An 18574-nucleotide genomic window follows, 5' to 3' on the forward strand; every position below is an offset into this window, starting at 1 on the left:
CGCCCAACGTCAACCCGCTTTGCCCTGACACTCTGCCCCTGCCACGCGCGGACAACAAGGGCAAACCGGGGCATATTTTGCACGATCAGGTTTCCGATCTGTTAAAGCGGGTCGATATCGCCTTGTGCGCGACCTGCATGGAAGGCTGCTTCCCATTCAGCGAAGGATTGGGAGGCAATCGCATCGCGCATTCCTTGCATGATCTCTTGGAAATAATGCAGGTTGTGCCATGTCAGCAGCATTCCCGAAATCATCTCTTGCGCGCGAAAAACGTGATGGAGGTAAGCACGCGAGTAGTTGCGGCATGCGGGACAGCCGCAGTTGTCATCAATCGGGCGCGGGTCGTCCTGATGACGGGCGTTTTTTATGTTCAAAACTCCGTGACGGGTAAACACTTGCCCCGTCCGGCCCGAACGCGATGGCAAGACGCAGTCCATCATGTCGATACCGCGCTTCACCGCGCCCACGATGTCGTCCGGCTTGCCAACTCCCATCAGATAGCGAGGCTTGTCTTGCGGCAGAAAATCTGGCGCGAAATCGAGGCAGTCGAACATCGCCACCTGCCCTTCCCCCACAGCCAACCCGCCAACAGCGTAGCCATCAAACCCGATTTCTTTCAAAGCTTCGGCGCTTTCCTCGCGGAAATCGCGTTCCAGCCCGCCTTGCATGATACCAAAAAGGGCATGACCGGGGCGATCTCCGAACGCGTCTTTGGATCTAGCCGCCCAGCGCATTGAAAGACGCATGCTGTCCGCAATCCGGTCGCGATCGGCTGGAAGAGCGGGGCATTCGTCAAAACACATTACGATGTCGGATCCCAACAGCCGCTGAATCTCCATCGACCGTTCTGGCGTCAGTTCATGTTTCGATCCATCGATATGGGATTTGAAGGTCACGCCCTTCTCGGTCAGCTTGCGCAGGCCTGCCAAGCTCATCACCTGAAATCCGCCACTATCGGTCAGGATCGGCTTATCCCAGTTCATGAATCGATGCAGCCCACCCAGCCTGTCGATCCGCTCGGCCGTAGGGCGCAACATCAGGTGATAGGTGTTACCCAACAGAATGTCAGCCCCGGTGGCCGCCACACTTTCAGGCATCATCGCCTTAACGGTAGCCGCCGTTCCTACTGGCATAAAGGCCGGAGTGCGGATATCGCCACGCGGTGTGGATATCACCCCAGTACGGGCCTTACCGTCTGTAGCATTCAGCGAATAGGTGACGCGGTTTTGGCTTGGATTTTGCATGCGCTTCGTGTGGCGCAAGACGCTCAGAATGCCAAGGGTTTTTTGCCAATGCGTGGGGTTTCAGCGCATGCGCTGTTCAGTTATCGTCACCGTGGTTGATCTTCACCGACCCAAGTTTGGCTTTATTCACACGTTCTGAAAGCCGCTCCAGCTTGCGACTGGTCAGCATCAGTTCCGTCAGAGTTGTGTTATCCACCCGGTTAGCCAACGCATAGGCAACGTCCTGCACCATCCGAGCCGCCTGATCCAGCTGCTCGTTACATGTCACCGTTTTTGTCTCACCGTTTTTCGTCGAAATCACCGCCTAGGCTCCTCGTGTCGTACCTGTTTACGCAAAAGAGCGCTTTCCATCATAGATTCAAGTCGAACACGTCCATTTTATGGCGAATTATAGGCGTTTGCGCATCATGCGGTTGTGATTTTCAACACAATGCCCGGAAATTTTCTGGATTCGGATCGAAAGTCGAAACATGTAACATATTCAGCATCTTAAAGTTCTCGCCCCCGCTTTAATGTCTGGCTCTCGGCAACACAGGGCTTTGACTCTACCACAGTGACGGTCTTGTTTCTGGCTGCCTCTGGACGTTGCAGGCATCAATCCTTATATGATCAGTCAGGATTAGAATGATGGCACAATGACAATGAACACTTCCGACAAGATAGAAGGCGAACCGCTGATCAAGCCTTCGACGGTCGATCATCCGCTGTATGACAGCGTGGTCGAAGCCTGCCGCACGGTCTATGACCCCGAAATACCGGTCAATATATTTGACCTGGGTCTGGTTTACACTATCGAGATCAACAACCAGAACGAAGTTGACCTGATCATGACCCTGACTGCACCGGGTTGCCCTGTCGCAGGCGAAATGCCCGGCTGGCTGATCGAAGCGATCGAACCGGTTGCCGGCGTCAAGCAAGTGAATGTCGATATGACATGGGATCCGCCCTGGGGCATGGAAATGATGTCGGATGAAGCCCGCCTTGAACTGGGGTTCATGTAACCCCAGATGCACCCTGCACTTGAGCGACGCTCCGTGAGCGCCTAGCTTGAGAATGAAGGAGAAGCAGATGTTTGGTATTCCCGGCAAATCGCCGATCACCATGACACAGGCCGCCGAATCCCAGATTGCCAAGCTGATGGCGTCTGGTGGACATAAGGGTTTGCGCATCGGGGTCAAGAAAGGCGGTTGTGCGGGCATGGAATACACCATGGATTACGTTGATGACGTTGACCCACATGAAGAAGTGGTCGAACAGGGCGATGCCCGCGTGATCATTGCCCCCATGGCGCAGATGTTCCTGTTCGGGACAGAAATCGATTACGAGATCTCGCTTCTGGAAGCGGGGTTCAAATTCCGCAATCCAAATGTCAGCGAGGCCTGCGGTTGCGGAGAATCGATCAAGTTCGATGATGCGCTAACCGAAGGGTCGTCGAAATGCTGATGGCCGTCACCGACGCCGATATCGCCTTTGTCAAAGAATTGCTTGAAGGCCTTGGCTCATTGACCCATCGTAAAATGATGGGTGGCGCGACCTTCTATTGCGATGGGCAAGTGTTTGCGATCCTGTCCAGTGGCGGCGAGGTTTACCTGAAAGCCAAAGGCCCGTTTGCCGACGCAATGGAGGCCGAAGGCAGCCGTATCTTCGGCATGGACGGCAAGACCATGGGCTATTGGACGCTGCCCGACGCCGCATTGGATGACCCGGAACTTGCCTGTGACTGGGCCCGAAGGGCGCTTGCAGCCCTGGCCTAGCCTTGCCCTGCATCTTTGAGATGCAGATAGGTTTCATCAAAACGTTTTTTCATGTGATCACCGGCAAGGATCGACTTGTCCGCCCCTACCGGAGCGACATTTGTGTCATGGTTGGGGTTGAAAAACAGTGGGATCGAGATCCGCTCTGCGTCTGACCCGACCACCCGATGCATCGTGGCCTTGACCCATCCGCCCGTCCAAATTTCCAACATCTCACCAAAATTGATCACGAATTCGCCGACTGGAGCATCGACCGACAACCACTGTCCATCGTCTCCCAGAACCTCAAGCCCTGCCACCCCGTCGGAGGCAAGCAGTGTCAGGCAGCCGTAGTCGGTATGCGGGGCGATGCCAAAATCCTTGGCCCCCGCCCAGTCTGGTCGTGGTGGATAGTAATTGCCGCGCAACAGCGCCATCGGACGGGAGAATGCACTGTTGAAAAAGCCTTCATCTTCACCAATCGACACGGATATCGCTCGCAAGAGATCAAGTGATAAAGTTGAGGCTTGCTTATAATAATTTTGGATGGTTTCACGAAATCCCGGCAAGCTGGGCCATTGGTTGTCACCATAAACCAACAAACCCAGCGCTCGCAGCGGATCTTCCTTATCCAGTTCAAACCCGCAATCGAAGACCTGCTTGAAATCGGGGTTTGACGTCGGGTCCACCTGTTCAGACCGTGCAGCCCCCCACCCCCGGTTCGAGCCTGTCCGCGCCATATTTACGGCCTGTTTCTCGGCATCCGGTAGCCGAAAGAATGCTCGATAGCTGTCCAGCACCCGTTGCATCTTTGCGCGCGAAATCGGCGTATTGAAAATGGTCAGAAAACCAATGTCTTCCACGCTTCGTGTCAGTGCTGCCATAGTCTCGGGATCACGGGCCGAGATCTTTGCGGCATCCAGTCTTGGGATCATCTCGCCAGTCCTTTCCCAAAGGCCACTTTGATGACGTTGTAGCAAGCCATGTTTTCGGCGCAAGCCTCTCGCAGGGCTTGACGCCTCAGCCATTGCGTCGGACAACACATCAACCAACGAGGAGACATATGATGACCCGGCGCAAACTTGCTGCAGGCAATTGGAAGATGAACGGAACCAGCGCAAATCTGGACGAACTTGACGCGCTGGCACTTGCTCATCCAACACCGGGTTGCGACATTCTGATTTGCCCTCCGGCGACTTTAATTTCGCGAGCGTCTTCAGCAACTCCAACCCAGATTGCCGTTGGGGGTCAGGATTGTCACAAGAATGAAACCGGCGCTCATACCGGCGACATCTCGGCAAACATGCTGGTCGATGCCGGGGCCAGCTATGTCATTTTGGGCCATTCCGAGCGGCGCGAGGACTACGAAGAAAGCAACACGGATGTCCGCGACAAAGTACTGGCTGCACTCTCGGCTGGTTTAAAAACCATTGTCTGTGTGGGCGAAAGCCTGTCCGAGCGCGAGGCCAACAACACGCTCGACATCATTGGCGGGCAGTTGGCCGGGTCAATCCCTGACGTGGTGACCGGAGAAAGCCTTGTGGTCGCTTATGAACCGATCTGGGCTATAGGCACAGGCAAAGTGCCGACGTTGGATCAGATTGGTGAAGTGCATGACTTCATCCGGTCACGGCTTGAGCGCCGGTTTGGCGCAGGCGTCGGGCGCTCGACGCGCATTCTTTATGGTGGATCGGTCAAGCCCGCAAACGCCGCCGAGATTTTTGCTGTCTCGAATGTGGACGGTGCTTTGGTAGGCGGCGCCAGTCTGTCGGCAAAGGATTTTTCGCCGATCATCACCGCGCTTGAAAACAGCTGATCCTATGCCCTATGGGGTCAAGGATTGACGAGGCGTCCTATTTCATTAACAAGTTAATAATCTTGCCGGTGGAGCATGTTATGGATTATTCAGACCTTGCCGATTGGCAAAAACGCGCGGCTGACTGGGCGCGGGACTATCATGCCGGTCTGCGGGATCGCCCAGTGCGCCCCGACATCGCGCCGGGAGAGTTTCTGGCAAAGATCAACACCCCTGTGCCCGAAACTCCGGAACCGATCGAAGCGATCTTTGATGACTTCACCCGGCTTGTGCCCGATGCGATGACTCATTGGCAACACCCGCGCTTCTTCGCTTACTTCCCGGCAAATGCTGCACCTGCCTCAATGCTGGCCGAGCAACTGGCCAACGCGATCTCGGCGCAAGCGATGCTGTGGCAAACGGCCCCTGCAGCCAACGAAATGGAAGACCTTGTGATCCGCTGGCTGCGCGACGCGATGGGACTGCCCGGTGATTTCACCGGCACAATTCACGACAGCGCGACCACGGCGACCTTTTCGGCCGTCACCACGATGCGAGAACTGGCCTTGGGGCACGAAGGCATCACTAAAGGTCTGTCAGACGCGCCAGTACTGCGCATCTATGCCAGCGCGCAGACCCATTCCAGTGTCGACAAAGCGGTGCGCCTTTCCGGCATCGGACAGGACAATCTTGTGAAAGTGCCGACAATTCCCGACCACCCCACCTGGTCGATGGACCCGGATGCTCTAGATCAGTTGATCCGCGAGGACTTAGACGCCGGGCGTAAACCTGCGGGCGTTGTGCTCTGTGTGGGCGGCACTTCGATCGGGGCTTGTGACGACATCGCGGCCTGCATCAAGGTCGCCCACAGCCACGGGCTGACCGTGCATGTGGACGCCGCATGGGCGGGGTCTGCCATGATCTGCGAAGAGTTCCGGCATCTTTGGGCCGGGATCGAAGACGCCGACAGCATCATCTTCAACCCGCATAAGTGGCTGGGGGCGCAGTTCGATTGTGCCGTACAGTTCCTGCGCGACCCCGGCCCGCAAATCGGCGCAATGGGCTTGCGACCGGAATACCTGAAGACGCAAGGCGCGGACGAAATTGTAAATTACAACGAATGGACCCTGCCCCTTGGTCGTCGGTTCCGGGCGCTGAAGCTGTGGTTTTTGCTACGCTCCGAAGGGTTGACTGGGCTGCGTACACGCATTCGCAATCATGTCACTTGGGCCGCAGAGGCGGCAGAGGTCATTGACGCGCTTCCCGGATTTAACATCACCACGCCGCCGATCCTGTCGCTGTTCACCTTCCGCTTTCGGGACGACGCAAAAACCGTTGTGTTGTTAGAACGCGTGAACCGTGACGGGCGCATCTATCTGACCCAGACGCACCATGACGGACAGTTTGTGATCCGTGTCTCTGTTGGTCAATATTCGACGTCCCGTGAAGATGTGATGATGATCCCCCACGTGCTGCGCGAACTGGCCCAGGACCTGTAACAGCAAGAAATCTTTACTTTTCCGTGCCAGCGTATAAACTGGATGTGGGTCGTGCCCTGTGTGGCGGACATTAATTTACCGCACAATCGGCATGCCGGCACCCGCTTTGGTTCTTATCTATTTGATAGGCGAAAGGGGAATCCAATGGAGTTCGGGAAGGACTTTACATATCACGAGTACGTCGCCGACGGCGTCGTGCACGGTTTGGGGGTGATCGCTGCAATTATCGGATCGGTCGCCCTGATTTACTGGGCCATGGGTGACGCACCGCTGGGCCGATTGCCTCCGATGTTGGCCTATGGGGCCGGATTGATCGCAAGCTTCACGCTTTCCGCCGCGTATAACATGACATTGCACCGGTCTGCGCGCCAAGTGCTGCGCAAGTTCGACCATGCAGCCATCTATGTCATGATTGCAGGCACGTATACACCGATTGCCCTGATCGGAATTGGTGGCACAAATGGCTATGCGCTGGTAGCTGCGGCTTGGACGCTCGCCATCGTAGGGATCGCCATGAAGCTGTTTTTCTTCGGTCGATTCGAACGGTTTGGTTTAATGCTAACCTTGATGCAGGGATGGATGGCGGTTCTGATGATCGGACCGTTAATCGCTTCGTTCAGCCCGGTTGTTTTGGTGCTGTTGGTGGGCGGCGGTTTGCTGTTCACCTTGGGGATCTTCTTCCATCTTGGCGAACATCTGCCCTTCAACCGTGCGATCTGGCATGTCCACGTGCTGTTGGGGGCAGCAGCGCATTATGCCGCTGTGGTGATGGTCGTGGGCACATAGGGCCGAAATAAACCGCTGTGTATGACGCGAACAGAACAGACCTGTCGTTTCCTGACCCGCTACGCTTGGGGTAGGGAGGACGGAAATGGATCGGTTGGACTGGCTCATTTCAATTGTAGTGCGCACCATCGGGGCCGAGCGCGGACGTGCAGCGCGCGGTCGCCCCTGACGACATCTCTGTGTCACCAAAGCACTGCAATCTGATCAGGTTTACTCTATGACAAAATCTTTTTCCCGCCGCTCTGGCGGTCGCGCCGCCCGCACCGCCCTGCGTGCAGCCCCCCTTGCCCAAGATGTTCGCCCTGTCCGCGCAGGAATGGAAGGCGGTACCTTTAAACCTCTCACCCCCGACGGCATCAATCGCATTCACCTTGCTGCCTTGGACGCATTAGAGCAGATCGGACTGGCAGATGCCCCACCATCGGGCATCGACATCATGACACGCGCAGGCGCAATCCTTGGCGACGACGGTCGTTTGCGCTTCCCACGTGCACTGGTTGAAGACATGCTGGCCAAAGCAGCCAAGAGCATCACCCTGTGCGGTCGCGATCCGCAGCATGACCTGACCCTCAGCGGCAAGCGCGTGCATTATGGCACCGCGGGCGCGGCGGTTCACATGGTCGACCCCCACGGGCGCGAATACCGCGAAAGCACGGTTCAAGACCTGCATGATGCGGCGCGAATTGTCGATCAGTTGGACAACATCCACTTCCTTCAACGCCCCATGGTGTGCCGAGATATTCCCGACAATCGCGAGATGGACCTGAACTCGATCTACGCCTGTACATCGGGTACGAAAAAGCATGTCGGCGTTTCATTCTCTGAGCCTGACTTTGTAGAAGACGGCATCGAATTGTTGCACTTGATCGCGGGCGGCGAAGACGCGTGGCGCGCACGCCCCTTCGTTTCGAACTCCAATTGCTTTGTCGTCCCACCTATGAAATTTGCCACCGAAAGCTGTCACGTGATGGAGAAGGTCATCGCAGCAGGCATGCCCGTATTGCTTCTGTCGGCTGGCATGGCCACCGCCACGGCACCCCCCACCCTGGCCGGCGCGATCGTTCAGGCCGTCGCCGAGTGTCTGGCCGGTGTGGTCTATGTGAACGCGATCGCACCGGGGCATCCGGCCATTTTCGGCACATGGCCCTTCTTGGTTGATCTGCGGTCCGGGGCGATGTCCGGCGGGTCGGGTGAACAGGCTTTGATGACGGCAGGCTGTGCGCAGATGCACCAGTTTTATGGCCTGCCCGGAGGGGCGGCGGCCGGGTTCTCGGATTCCAAACTGCCGGATATGCAGGCGGGGTGGGAACAAATGTGTTCCAATGTGCTGGCTGGTCTTTCGGGTCTGAACATGGTTTACGAGGCCGCCGGCATGCACGCATCGCTTCTGGGATTCTGTCATGAAAGCCTGATCCTTGGCGATGACATCGTTGGGCAAGCCTTGCGCTGCGTGCGCGGGATCGAGATCACGGAAGATGCGGTCAGCATCGAGATGATGAGATCGGTCTGCCTTGGCGGCCCTGGTCATTATCTGGGCGAGGATCAAACACTCAGCCGGATGCAGACAGATTTCGTTTATCCGACCCTTGGCGATCGGACATCCCCAAAAGAATGGGCCGAGGTTGGAAAGCCGGATCTGATCGCTGCGGCCACCGCACGAAAAGAGGCAATTCTGGAGCAGCGATCCGGCGCCCGTTTCGATCCGCAGGTCGATGCCGCTATTCGGGCAAGCTTCAACATTCACCTGCCGCAGTAGCCACCGCTGCGCGTGTCACCCACGCGCGGCGTCCGCCTTTTCTTCCAATGTCAGCCATTCCTCTTCCGCGGTGGCCAACGCCTGTTGTCGCTCGGCCAATCCGTCAGAGGCCTTTTTGAACTTCACAGGTTCCTTGGTGAACAGGTCCGGGTTCATCAGAAACTCTTCCAGTTTTGCGATCTCGGCGGATAGGCGATCCATTTCGGCAGGAAGAGCATCAAGGCGGTGGCGTTCTGTGAACGACAATCCATCAGGTTCGGGCTTCACGTCCTGCTTTACGTTATCCGCCTTGAGCTTTGATTTATCTTTCCTTTTCTCATTCTGCAAACCGCCAACCGCGCGCTGCGCCTGATAGTCGGACCAACCGCCGGGATAGATCGTGGCACGTCCGTCACCTTCCATCGCGATGGTGCGTTCAGCCACTCGATCAAGGAAATCGCGGTCGTGGCTGACCACCAGAACGGTCCCGTCATAGGCGGTGATCAGCTCTTGCAACAGGTCCAACGTTTCCACGTCTAGATCATTGGTGGGTTCGTCCATCACCAGAAGGTTCGACTGCCGCGCCATGATCTTTGCCAGAATCAATCGCGCCTTCTCTCCTCCCGACAAAGAGCGCACCGGCGCACGAGCCTGCGCATCTGAGAACAGAAACTCTTTCAGATACCCGACCACGTGTTTGGGATTGCCGCGCACCATCACCTGATCGGCCTTGCCAGATACGCGCATTTCGGGATCGCCGGTCAGGTTTTCCCACAGGCTGTCATCTTCGACCAGCCCTGTACGATTCTGATCAAACACCGCGATCTCAAGTCCCGTACCATGTTGCACACTGCCCGTGTCGGGCGCTTCCTGCCCGATCAACATCTTCAGCAGCGTGGTTTTTCCGGCCCCGTTCGGGCCAACAAAAGCAATCGTTTCACCACGCATGACGCGCAGGTCAAAATCGCTCAGGATCACCCTTCCGCCATAGGATTTCGAGATACCGCGCGCTTCGATCACCTTGCGGCCGGATTTCGGGCCCGCCTCCAGCGCCATATCTGCAGCGCCCTGACGTTTGATCTGGGCGGCGCGTTCTGCTTTCAGATCGCCCAGCGCCCGCAAACGACCCTGATTGCGTTTGCGCCGCGCACTGATGCCTTCGACGGCCCAGCGCGCCTCGGCTTTGATCTTGCGATTCAACTTGTGGCGGCTCTGGTCTTCTTCTTCCCAGACCTTGTCACGCCACGCTTCAAAATGCTCAAACCCCTTTTCCTGCCGCCGCACCTGCCCGCGATCGACCCACAGCGTGGCCCGCGTCAGGGCGCGCAGGAAGGCACGGTCGTGGCTGATCAAAACAAACCCTGCGCGGGTCTGTGACAGTTCAGCCTCCAGCCACTCAATTGCGTGAATATCCAGATGGTTGGTTGGTTCATCGAGCAGCATCAGGTCAGGCGCTTCAGCCAGCAGCTTGGCCAATGCCGCGCGCCGCCGTTCGCCGCCAGAAGCCGTTCCAACCGGGGCGTCCAGTCGCATTTTCAGGCCTTCGGCCACGCGCTCCACCAGATAGTCCTGCCCCGGTTCAAGCCCAGAGGTCGCAAAGTCGCCCAACGTAGTAAACTTTGATAAATCGGGGTGTTGCTCCATGTATCCAACCGATACTCCGGGCGACAGAACGCGGGTGCCGTGATCCAGCTCTACCAAACCAGCCATGACCTTCATCAAGGTCGATTTACCAGAACCGTTGCGCCCCACAAGCGCCACCCGGTCCCCAGGTTGGATCACCAGATCAAGCGCATCGAACACAGGATCGCCACCAAAGGTCAGCGAGATATCGGACATCTGAAGAAGGGGTATACGAGCCATGTCGCCGAGTTAGGCAATCCGCTAGCCAAGGTCAACCGAAGGCTTGACCCGACACCGCGCGCAACAGGCGCGTTCGCGCGGCGGGCACAGCACGCACTTCAAGCCCGGTGAACACATGCAGGGTGTTCAGGTCGTGATCCACCACTGCATGATCAGACACCCACCCGCCCATCACAAGATAGCTGCGCAAAAGCGGTGGCATTGAACGCAAGGCCAGCTTTGTATCCGGCTTGCGACGCATCCGTTGCGCATAACGGAACACCATGGGCGCTTTTACCCGAGGCAGCCAACGTTTCGGGGCAAGATGACGGTCACGCAACATGGCAAACGTATCCAGATAGCGGGCGGCGTCCGTGCCTTGAAACGATGAGCAGCCAAACAACATACCAATATCGTCTTCTTCCACATACTTGGTCATCATAGCCCACGCGATGCGCAAAATATCGGCCCCGTCCGATACATCGGGCGCAATACAAAAGCGCCCCAATTCGATCATCGGGGCATCATAGGTTTGCAGGGCGGACAATTCATAGAACTGAGCGGCGTAGCTGTCTCCGATCTGTGCGCCACTCTCAAGCTGCAAAAGGCGACAACACCCGACGAGTTTTTGCGTCAGACGATCTTCGATCAGCATGTGGCGACAGCGTTCATCAAAGGCATCTGCGTCCAGTCCATCCCCTCCGCGAAAACAGCGATGGCGCAAAGCTTGCGCAGCACGAATGTCATCTTCGGTTTCTGCGAACCGGGCGATGTAGCAGCTTGTGGTCAATGTCTGCATCTCGGACCTCCGCCCCTGATACGGGACTTGTTACTGCAACATATGCGTCTCGGAAGGGATGCCGGCAAGATATGACAGCAATATGAGGTTACTCCAGAAACCAGAAAAAGCGCGGCAACCTTTCGGCGCCGCGCTGTCTTGATCCGTATCTACCGCCGGTTAATTGCCGCGGATTTGTTCAGCCACGTCGATCCGACCAAAAGACCCGAACAGCTGTCGCAGGAAGCCGATACCCTTGACGTTGCTATCTGTCACACGACGTTCCAGCACGACGATACGCCCATCTTCCAGACCGAAGCGCTCGATGTTCTGGACGACGCCCTTTTCGGTGAAGCTGATGGCCAATACTTCGCGGTCAATTTCTTGCGGAGCGTTGTAAAGGTAATGTTTGAAGCGCGAGCGGACATAGTAATACCCACTGCCTGCCAACAGGCCCGAGGTTCCCGGCTTGCCAATCGACGCGCCAACGGTTTCGCGCGTGTCTTTGCCGACCTCAATCAGGTCAACGTCTTCTTTCGGCGGCATATATCCGTGATTGCGGTATGTTGCCGAACAGCCTGTGACAAGAGCCAGAAGCAGCATCGCCCCGACCATCTTGCCCATATTCCTGCCCATTTGGCGCAGATAAGACATACCGCCCCCCTTGCGTTCGCCACTCTGTCTTGGGTATCGGCTTAGCGTAGGATAGCGCGTGGTTCAAGAAACGATCACGAGCATTCTTTATCTGGTATAGGTATATGCTGGACCAAACGCGACACCGAACAATCTGCGGAGACGCAAAATGACCGACACGACCCCATCCGGCGATGCCCTGCCGTTCACTCATCCCGTTCGCGTGGCCGATCTTCCGACCAGCCGCCCCACCCGGTTTGAACTTGTGCCAAATCAGGACACATGCAACGCGATCGCCGCGGATCTTGGCATCCCTGGTCTGCGCAAGCTGAGATTTACCGGCGAATTGAAACCTTTGGACAAGCGCGATTGGCAAATGGAGGCCGACCTTGGTGCAACGGTGATACAGGATTGCGTTGTCACACTTGACCCTGTCACCACCCGGATTGATGACACAGTCCTGCGCCGTTGGCTGAAAGATCTAAGCGAGCCTGACAGCGGTGAAGAGGTCGAGATGCCCGAGGATGACAATGTTGATGCATTGGGGCCTGTGATTGACTTGGGCCAGGTGATGATTGAAGCTCTAACCCTAGCGCTGCCCCTGTATCCCCGTGTCGAGGGGGCCGAGGTTCAGGCCAGAGTTTTCGCCGAGCCGGGTACGAAACCCATGACCGATGACGACGCCAAGCCCTTTGCGGGCCTGTCCGATCTGCGTGATAAGCTTTCGGGAAAGGACAAATAGGTTCTCAGTCCCGCGACGACCTTGCCAAGATCGTTCATTTTCACCAGAACCGTGAAATTCCAGCGCATGCAGTGCAATTCGCCCTTGCAAGAATCAAGAAAGGCAGTATTTTCCCGCCTTCTTCCAAAAGATGGGTTGGACAGCGCACCGCAAACCGCGTATGAGGCGCCGAGACTCAGGAATGACTTGAGAACACCGGGCCATTGCGCCCCAGAATGACACCGGGCGACACCGCCCCCGAAACCGAAGGTTGAGACCATGGCTGTCCAACAGAACAAAGTATCGAAGTCGCGCCGCAACAACCGCCGTGCGCATGACGCCCTGGTTGCCGCGAACCCGAACGAATGTTCGAACTGCGGCGAGCTGAAGCGCCCCCATCACGTGTGCCCGTCCTGCGGCCATTATGACGACCGCGAAGTCGTTGCAATCGCCGACGAAGTTGACTTCGACGACGAAGACGCGGCGTAAGCCTCTTGCCCGATGCGGGCGGGCATGTCAGAAAATCCCCGAGCATGGGATAACGAATGACAATGAACGCCCCCAAACGCACAATTGTATCGGTCGACGCCATGGGTGGAGATCTTGGACCGGCAGCCGTGGTTGCCGGTCTTGCGCTGTCTGCGGACAAAAACCCGGAAATCGGGTTCATTCTGCACGGCAACAAAACCGAGCTTGAAGGGCTGGTCGCCCGACACAAGGATTTGGCTGACGTTTGCGAGATTCGGCATGCCGACGAAGCTGTCACCATGGACGACAAGCCCAGTCAGGTGATGCGAAACGGTCAGAAGACCTCGATGTGGTCAGCAATTGACGCAGTTCGCGATGGTGACGCCGAAGTCGTGGTCAGCTGTGGCAACACCGGTGCCCTGATGCTGTTGTCAATGGTGCGGCTGCGCAAACTGCCCGGCGTAAACCGCCCCGCCATTGCCTGCCTGTGGCCATCGCGCAACCCGTCCGGGTTCAACGTGATGCTGGATGTCGGTGCAGATGTCCGCGCGGATGAAGATGACCTGTTGCAATACGCGATGATGGGCGCGTCTTACGCTCGCAACGGTCTGGGCATTGCCCGTCCACGTGTTGGTCTTCTGAACGTCGGAACCGAAGAACACAAAGGCCGCAACGAATTGAAGGCGGCACACGAGTTGATCGCCAACGCCGCTGATGGCGCGCAGATCGACTTTGTCGGGTTTATCGAAGGCGTCGACCTACCCTCGGACCAAGTCGATGTTATTGTCACGGACGGCTTTACTGGCAATGTCGCGCTAAAAACCGGCGAAGGCACCGCCAAGTTGATCTCCGGCCTGTTGCGCGAGGCATTCGGCGCAACGATCTTGTCAAAGATCGCTGCTGTTTTGGCCATGGGTCCACTGAAGCGCATGGGGCAACGCGTGGACCCGAGCCGCAACAATGGCGGTGTGTTCCTTGGTCTGAACGGGACAGTTGTCAAAAGCCACGGATCGGCGGATGCGACGGGGATTTCCGCCGCTGTTCGGCTGGCGTTTCAGCTGGCCAAGGGCGGCTTCAACCAGAAGCTTGCCGCCCGGGTTGCATCCGGCGACGCATCACGCCAAGATGTCGCAACGGAAAGCCGGCAAGGTGAGCAGCAAGAATGACAAAACGCGCCGTGGTCAAGGGCGTTGGGCATTATCTGCCCCAACGCGTCGTCCCAAATTCGTACTTTGAAAAGATCGTCGACACCTCGGATGAGTGGATTCGCACCCGCTCGGGCATTGAACGACGCCATTTTGCCGCCGAAGGGGAAACCACGTCGCAAATGGCTGCCGAAGCGGCACGTGCTGCGCTAGAAAAGGCAGGTCTTAAGATCGATGATATCGACGCGATCGTTGTTGCAACCTCGACCCCCGATCTAACTTTCCCGTCCGTCGCCACGATGGTTCAAAACGAGTTGGGAATGACACGCGGCTTTGGATTTGACGTGCAAGCTGTCTGCGCGGGTTTTGTTTTTGCGCTGACAAATGCCAACGCTTTGATCATGTCCGGACAAGTTGACCGCATTTTGGTGATCGGGGCCGAAACATTTTCCCGCATACTGGACATGACCGACAGGTCGACATGCGTGTTGTTTGGCGACGGCGCTGGTGCGTTGGTGCTGGAAGCCCAAGAGGGCAGCGGAGATAACACTGATCGCGGAATCCTGTCGGCTGATCTGAACTCGGACGGGCGCATGCGCGAGATGCTGTATGTGGATGGCGGAGTGTCAACGACACAGACCTCGGGCCATTTGCGGATGCAGGGTAACCCGCTGTTTCGTCAGGCCGTCGGCAAATTGACTGAAACTGCCGAAACCGCATTGAAAAAGGTGGGGCTGACGGATGACGATCTGGATTGGATCGTGCCACATCAGGCCAATATTCGCATCATTCAGGGCACAGCCAAGAAGATGGGCGTGCCGATGGATCGCGTGATCCTGACGGTGCAGGACCACGGCAACACCTCGGCCGCATCGATTCCTCTGGCCCTGTCCGTGGGCTGTACTGAAGGTAAGATCAAACAAGGCGATCTTGTCGTGACCGAGGCCATCGGCGGCGGATTGGCGTGGGGTGCGGTCGTAATCCGCTGGTAATACCTTTAAACCCCTGTGCGAACGGCTTTTCACAAGCCGTTGATATTGACTCGGAAAATCAAACCACCCATGCTTCCCGAAAACAATCAGGGGGACGACATGAGTGAAAAGACTTTGACCCGCATGGACCTCAGCGAAGCTGTGTTTCGCGAAGTCGGCCTGTCGCGCAACGAAAGCGCGCAGTTGGTCGAGACGGTATTGGGTCATGTTTCCGACGCCTTGGTGGCTGGCGAAAGCGTGAAAATATCATCGTTCGGGACATTTTCGGTGCGCGACAAGGCCGCCCGCGTGGGCCGAAACCCGAAAACAGGCGAAGAAGCGCCGATCCCGCCGCGTCGGGTTCTGACATTCCGTCCGTCACATCTTATGAAAGACCGGGTCGACGAAGGAAACAAACGCTGACACCTTCGCAACACCCGACCGGCGCGCACCTGCGCCTGAATGAATAATAGAAGCAGAACAGACAGGTCTGGACATGGATAAGAAGTCACCCGACGCCTTCCGCACCATAAGCGAGGTGGCCGAATGGCTTGGTGTGCCGACCCATGTGCTGCGGTTCTGGGAAAGTCGCTTCAGTCAGGTTAAACCCGTGAAACGTGCTGGTGGGCGACGCTATTACCGTCCCAATGACATGGAGCTTCTGGGCGGTATCCGTAAGCTGTTGCACGAAGATGGTATGACGATCCGTGGCGTTCAAAAACTTCTGCGCGAAGAAGGTGTGAAGCATGTTGCGGCAATGTCGCCGCCGCTGGACAGTGACGAGATGCGTGACATCACGCCGTCAAATGTTGTCCCGCTGGCCGGGAAATCCGCACCGGAAGAACGACCGCATGAAGATCGCAGCGAGGATCCTGTCACCGCCACACCACCGGTCGAAGAGACTGCCTCCGATGCATCGCAGCCAGATCCCGCGCCAGACCAGCCAGACGTCGCTGACGCCCAGCCAGAGCCATCAGACGAAGCCGCCACGTTGGTGGAGCACAGCGAAGCTGACCCCCACTTCACCCGCAGCGAAGTGGATACGCCGGACGAAAGCTCACATCCCACTGACGACCCGGTGGACGAACCAACCCTAACGGCGCCAGAGCTTCCGGGCCTTCATGGCTCTTCCGATTCGTCTGATGCTGCAGCGCCCCCAGAGCCTGCCCCAAAGATCGACATCACCCATATTCCCACTGATCCCGGCGATCAGGATGCGACTCCCACACCGACATTGACTAGCGCCCTGCGGCGTACGCGCCAGACAGGCACCGGTGCCCGTATTGCCGCCCTTCAAGCCCTGGCCGACCGACTTGAGTCGCTGGCAGCACAAATGGGCCGCAACCCCGAACAAACACCGTAAGCACGCCGATGTTTGATCGACCTCTGCTCGAATGCGGAATGATGCAATTCCTGCTGTTTCCCGCTTGCCCTGCCTGCGAAAATCACTATGTAAGGTCTCCAGTCGGGCTATGGCGCAGCCTGGTAGCGCGTCCGTCTGGGGGACGGAAGGTCGCAGGTTCGAGTCCTGCTAGCCCGACCAATCTCAAAACCGCCCGCCCGTTCATCGGGCGGGTGTTTTTGTATCCGCGTGACGGATCCAAGGGGGGACGCAAATGAAGACCGGCGTATTGGCAGATCGGCAGATCCGGCAGATGATTACCGATGGTGGGATCGCGGCATCCTCGCCCATCCTGAACGAACAAATCCAACCGGCTTCGCTGGACTTGCGGTTGGGGGATACAGCCTATCGCGTGCGCGCCTCGTTTCTGCCTGGCAAGACCTCAACCGTCGCTGAACGTCTGGTTGAGCTGACCATGCACGAAGTGTCGTTGACTGGCGGCGCGGTGTTGGAAAAGGGGTGCGTTTATGTCGTACCCCTGATGGAACACCTGCGCTTGCCCAAAGGCATGACAGCGGCGGCCAGCGCCAAATCTTCGATTGGGCGGGTCGATCTGATGACTCGGGTGATCACCGATCAGGGCATCGAATTTGATCGCGTGCCGGAAGATTATGACGGGCCGCTCTATGCCGAACTGTGCCCGCAAAGCTTTTCGGTCGTGGTCCAACCCGGACAGCTTCTAAACCAAATCATCTTTCGGCAAGGCAAGACGATCCTGACTGATGACGAGCTACGCGCGGTGCACGCACGTTCCCCGATCGTGTCGGGCGATCCGGTGATTTCGGACGGGCTTGGGTTCTCGGTTGATCTGAAACCTGCCAAGGGCGATCTGGTGGGATATCGCGCCAAGCGCCATACGGGCGTTGTCGATTTGTCGAAGCTCGCCCATTACGACCCGGCAAACTACTGGGAAGAGGTACACACAACAGACGGGCGCATCATCCTTGACCCCGGCGCGTTCTATATCCTTGTCAGCCGCGAGGCGATTGCAATCCCTCCTGATTGCGCCGCCGAAATGGCCCCCTATCTGGCAATGGTGGGCGAGTTTCGCGTGCACTATGCAGGCTTTTTCGACCCCGGTTTCGGATATGACGCCGCTGGCGGATCAGGGTCGCGCGGCGTGCTTGAAGTACGCTGTCACGAGGCACCTTTTGTGCTGGAACACGGGCAGGTTGTCGGACGTCTGGTCTATGAACGGATGAGCGAAGTGCCTGAGGTGCTTTATGGTGCTGACATCAAGTCAAATTATCAGGGGCAAGGGTTGAAACTGTCGAAGCATTTTCGCTAGCTCTCTTTCCAACTCAACCAGACACCAAAGGACAGGTGGGCTGACTTGTGCTAGCGTTCCTGAAAACTTTATTCAGGGATTGCGCGAATTGGCCAAACAACGGCAACTGATCTCGAACGGAAATCCGATGGAAGCCGTTGTCGGTTTCAGCCGCGCCGTTCGCGTTGGTTCGTTTATCGCTGTCGGTGGCACCGCACCGGTTGACCAGAACGGGAATACCGTCGGCGTTGGGGATGTGTTTCTTCAGACCAGGCAGTGCATTGAAATTATCAAGACCGCTCTGGAGGACGCCGGTTCCGGCCTTCAGGATATTGTGCGCACTCGGGTCATCCTGACCGACATCGACAATTGGAAAGAGGCGATCGAAGCGCGCAAACTGTACTGCCTGACCGCTCGTCCTGTTGATACGATCATGGCTGTAGATCGTTTTGTGAACCCTGAATGGCTAGTCGAAATCGAAGTGGATGCGGTCACCACCGACTGAGCGGAGACGCAAGCTAGCAATCCACAGCTCCTACAACGACGTCGTACACC

The 18574-nt window shown here is 57.2% G+C and carries 21 protein-coding genes and 1 tRNA gene; 16 read left to right on the plus strand and 6 right to left on the minus strand.

Annotated features, from left to right (window positions below):
• Nucleotides 1-101: 101 nt before the first annotated feature.
• Together tgt and MWU51_RS08360 are read right to left on the minus strand one after the other, a co-directional pair.
• Nucleotides 102-1244: a tRNA guanosine(34) transglycosylase Tgt gene (tgt, locus tag MWU51_RS08355; protein WP_247036311.1), complete on the minus strand. Its 1143-nt coding sequence runs from the start codon at nucleotides 1242-1244 to the stop codon at nucleotides 102-104.
• A gap of 76 nt (nucleotides 1245-1320) precedes the next feature.
• On the minus strand, nucleotides 1321-1545 hold the full coding sequence (locus MWU51_RS08360) for a hypothetical protein (protein ID WP_247036313.1): 225 nt from the start codon (nucleotides 1543-1545) through the stop codon (nucleotides 1321-1323).
• A gap of 334 nt (nucleotides 1546-1879) precedes the next feature.
• On the opposite strand from MWU51_RS08360, the gene MWU51_RS08365 reads away from it, so the two are divergent.
• From MWU51_RS08365 to MWU51_RS08375, 3 genes are all read left to right on the plus strand, one after another.
• Nucleotides 1880-2245, plus strand: coding sequence for an SUF system Fe-S cluster assembly protein (locus MWU51_RS08365; protein ID WP_247036315.1), 366 nt, complete (start codon nucleotides 1880-1882; stop codon nucleotides 2243-2245).
• A 67-nt stretch (nucleotides 2246-2312) separates the two neighbouring features.
• A complete protein-coding gene (locus MWU51_RS08370) occupies nucleotides 2313-2687 on the plus strand; it encodes an iron-sulfur cluster assembly accessory protein (RefSeq protein WP_247036317.1) in 375 nt (124 codons plus the stop codon).
• Nucleotides 2687-2998 (plus strand): TfoX/Sxy family protein, encoded by a 312-nt coding sequence (locus MWU51_RS08375; RefSeq protein WP_247036319.1) that lies wholly within the window; start codon nucleotides 2687-2689, stop codon nucleotides 2996-2998. The genes MWU51_RS08370 and MWU51_RS08375 overlap by 1 nt, the downstream gene beginning before the upstream one ends.
• On the opposite strand, the gene MWU51_RS08380 is transcribed toward MWU51_RS08375, so the two are convergent.
• On the minus strand, nucleotides 2995-3912 hold the full coding sequence (locus MWU51_RS08380; protein WP_247036321.1) for a 2OG-Fe(II) oxygenase family protein: 918 nt from the start codon (nucleotides 3910-3912) through the stop codon (nucleotides 2995-2997). The genes MWU51_RS08375 and MWU51_RS08380 overlap by 4 nt on opposite strands.
• 131 nt (nucleotides 3913-4043) lie before the next feature.
• Here MWU51_RS08380 and tpiA point away from each other — a divergent pair, with 131 nt between their 5' ends.
• The 4 genes from tpiA to MWU51_RS08400 all read left to right on the plus strand — a co-directional run bounded on the left by tpiA (nucleotide 4044) and on the right by MWU51_RS08400 (nucleotide 8813).
• Nucleotides 4044-4793 carry a triose-phosphate isomerase gene (gene tpiA / locus MWU51_RS08385; protein ID WP_247036323.1) on the plus strand — a complete coding sequence of 250 codons (750 nt, stop codon included), beginning with the start codon at nucleotides 4044-4046 and terminating at the stop codon, nucleotides 4791-4793.
• An 80-nt stretch (nucleotides 4794-4873) separates the two neighbouring features.
• Complete coding sequence (locus MWU51_RS08390) at nucleotides 4874-6271, plus strand: pyridoxal-dependent decarboxylase (protein ID WP_247036325.1); 1398 nt, start codon at nucleotides 4874-4876, stop codon at nucleotides 6269-6271.
• A 144-nt stretch (nucleotides 6272-6415) separates the two neighbouring features.
• A complete protein-coding gene (locus MWU51_RS08395) occupies nucleotides 6416-7057 on the plus strand; it encodes a hemolysin III family protein (protein WP_247036327.1) in 642 nt (213 codons plus the stop codon).
• 217 nt (nucleotides 7058-7274) lie between these two features.
• Nucleotides 7275-8813 carry a trimethylamine methyltransferase family protein gene (locus MWU51_RS08400; RefSeq protein ID WP_247036329.1) on the plus strand — a complete coding sequence of 513 codons (1539 nt, stop codon included), beginning with the start codon at nucleotides 7275-7277 and terminating at the stop codon, nucleotides 8811-8813.
• 15 nt (nucleotides 8814-8828) lie between these two features.
• Here the strand turns inward: MWU51_RS08400 and MWU51_RS08405 are convergent, their stop codons facing one another.
• The 3 genes from MWU51_RS08405 to bamE form a co-directional block, all read right to left on the minus strand.
• Complete coding sequence (locus MWU51_RS08405) at nucleotides 8829-10655, minus strand: ATP-binding cassette domain-containing protein (RefSeq protein WP_247036331.1); 1827 nt, start codon at nucleotides 10653-10655, stop codon at nucleotides 8829-8831.
• A 31-nt stretch (nucleotides 10656-10686) separates the two neighbouring features.
• Nucleotides 10687-11433 carry a GNAT family N-acetyltransferase gene (locus MWU51_RS08410; RefSeq protein WP_247036332.1) on the minus strand — a complete coding sequence of 249 codons (747 nt, stop codon included), beginning with the start codon at nucleotides 11431-11433 and terminating at the stop codon, nucleotides 10687-10689.
• Between the two features lie 159 nt (nucleotides 11434-11592).
• Nucleotides 11593-12066, minus strand: a complete 474-nt coding sequence (gene bamE, locus MWU51_RS08415; RefSeq protein WP_247036333.1) for an outer membrane protein assembly factor BamE — start codon at nucleotides 12064-12066, stop codon at nucleotides 11593-11595.
• Between the two features lie 148 nt (nucleotides 12067-12214).
• Here bamE and MWU51_RS08420 point away from each other — a divergent pair, with 148 nt between their 5' ends.
• The 9 genes from MWU51_RS08420 (at nucleotide 12215) to MWU51_RS08460 (ending at nucleotide 18524) form a co-directional block, all read left to right on the plus strand.
• Nucleotides 12215-12787, plus strand: coding sequence for a DUF177 domain-containing protein (locus MWU51_RS08420; protein WP_247036334.1), 573 nt, complete (start codon nucleotides 12215-12217; stop codon nucleotides 12785-12787).
• Nucleotides 12788-13045: 258 nt separating this feature from the next.
• Nucleotides 13046-13255 carry a 50S ribosomal protein L32 gene (gene rpmF / locus MWU51_RS08425; protein WP_191284736.1) on the plus strand — a complete coding sequence of 70 codons (210 nt, stop codon included), beginning with the start codon at nucleotides 13046-13048 and terminating at the stop codon, nucleotides 13253-13255.
• A gap of 56 nt (nucleotides 13256-13311) precedes the next feature.
• Entirely contained in the window at nucleotides 13312-14400 is a 1089-nt protein-coding gene (gene plsX, locus MWU51_RS08430; RefSeq protein WP_247036338.1) for a phosphate acyltransferase PlsX, read from the plus strand.
• On the plus strand, nucleotides 14397-15371 hold the full coding sequence (locus MWU51_RS08435; RefSeq protein WP_247036339.1) for a beta-ketoacyl-ACP synthase III: 975 nt from the start codon (nucleotides 14397-14399) through the stop codon (nucleotides 15369-15371). Before plsX ends, MWU51_RS08435 begins: the two co-directional genes overlap by 4 nt.
• Before the next feature lie 99 nt (nucleotides 15372-15470).
• Nucleotides 15471-15773, plus strand: a complete 303-nt coding sequence (gene ihfA, locus MWU51_RS08440) for an integration host factor subunit alpha (RefSeq protein ID WP_091432399.1) — start codon at nucleotides 15471-15473, stop codon at nucleotides 15771-15773.
• A 73-nt stretch (nucleotides 15774-15846) separates the two neighbouring features.
• The gene (locus MWU51_RS08445) at nucleotides 15847-16713 is read left to right on the plus strand and encodes a MerR family transcriptional regulator (protein ID WP_247036341.1); all 867 of its coding nucleotides are present in this window, start codon (nucleotides 15847-15849) and stop codon (nucleotides 16711-16713) included.
• Nucleotides 16714-16816: 103 nt separating this feature from the next.
• Nucleotides 16817-16893 (plus strand) — tRNA-Pro (locus MWU51_RS08450).
• A 73-nt stretch (nucleotides 16894-16966) separates the two neighbouring features.
• Nucleotides 16967-18040, plus strand: a complete 1074-nt coding sequence (locus tag MWU51_RS08455) for a 2'-deoxycytidine 5'-triphosphate deaminase (protein WP_247036343.1) — start codon at nucleotides 16967-16969, stop codon at nucleotides 18038-18040.
• 88 nt (nucleotides 18041-18128) lie between these two features.
• Nucleotides 18129-18524 (plus strand): Rid family hydrolase, encoded by a 396-nt coding sequence (locus tag MWU51_RS08460; protein WP_247036347.1) that lies wholly within the window; start codon nucleotides 18129-18131, stop codon nucleotides 18522-18524.
• Nucleotides 18525-18574 lie beyond the last annotated feature (50 nt).

The sequence above is a fragment of the Aliiroseovarius sp. F47248L genome (assembly GCF_023016085.1).
In the GTDB taxonomy this organism is placed as follows: Bacteria; Pseudomonadota; Alphaproteobacteria; order Rhodobacterales; family Rhodobacteraceae; genus Aliiroseovarius.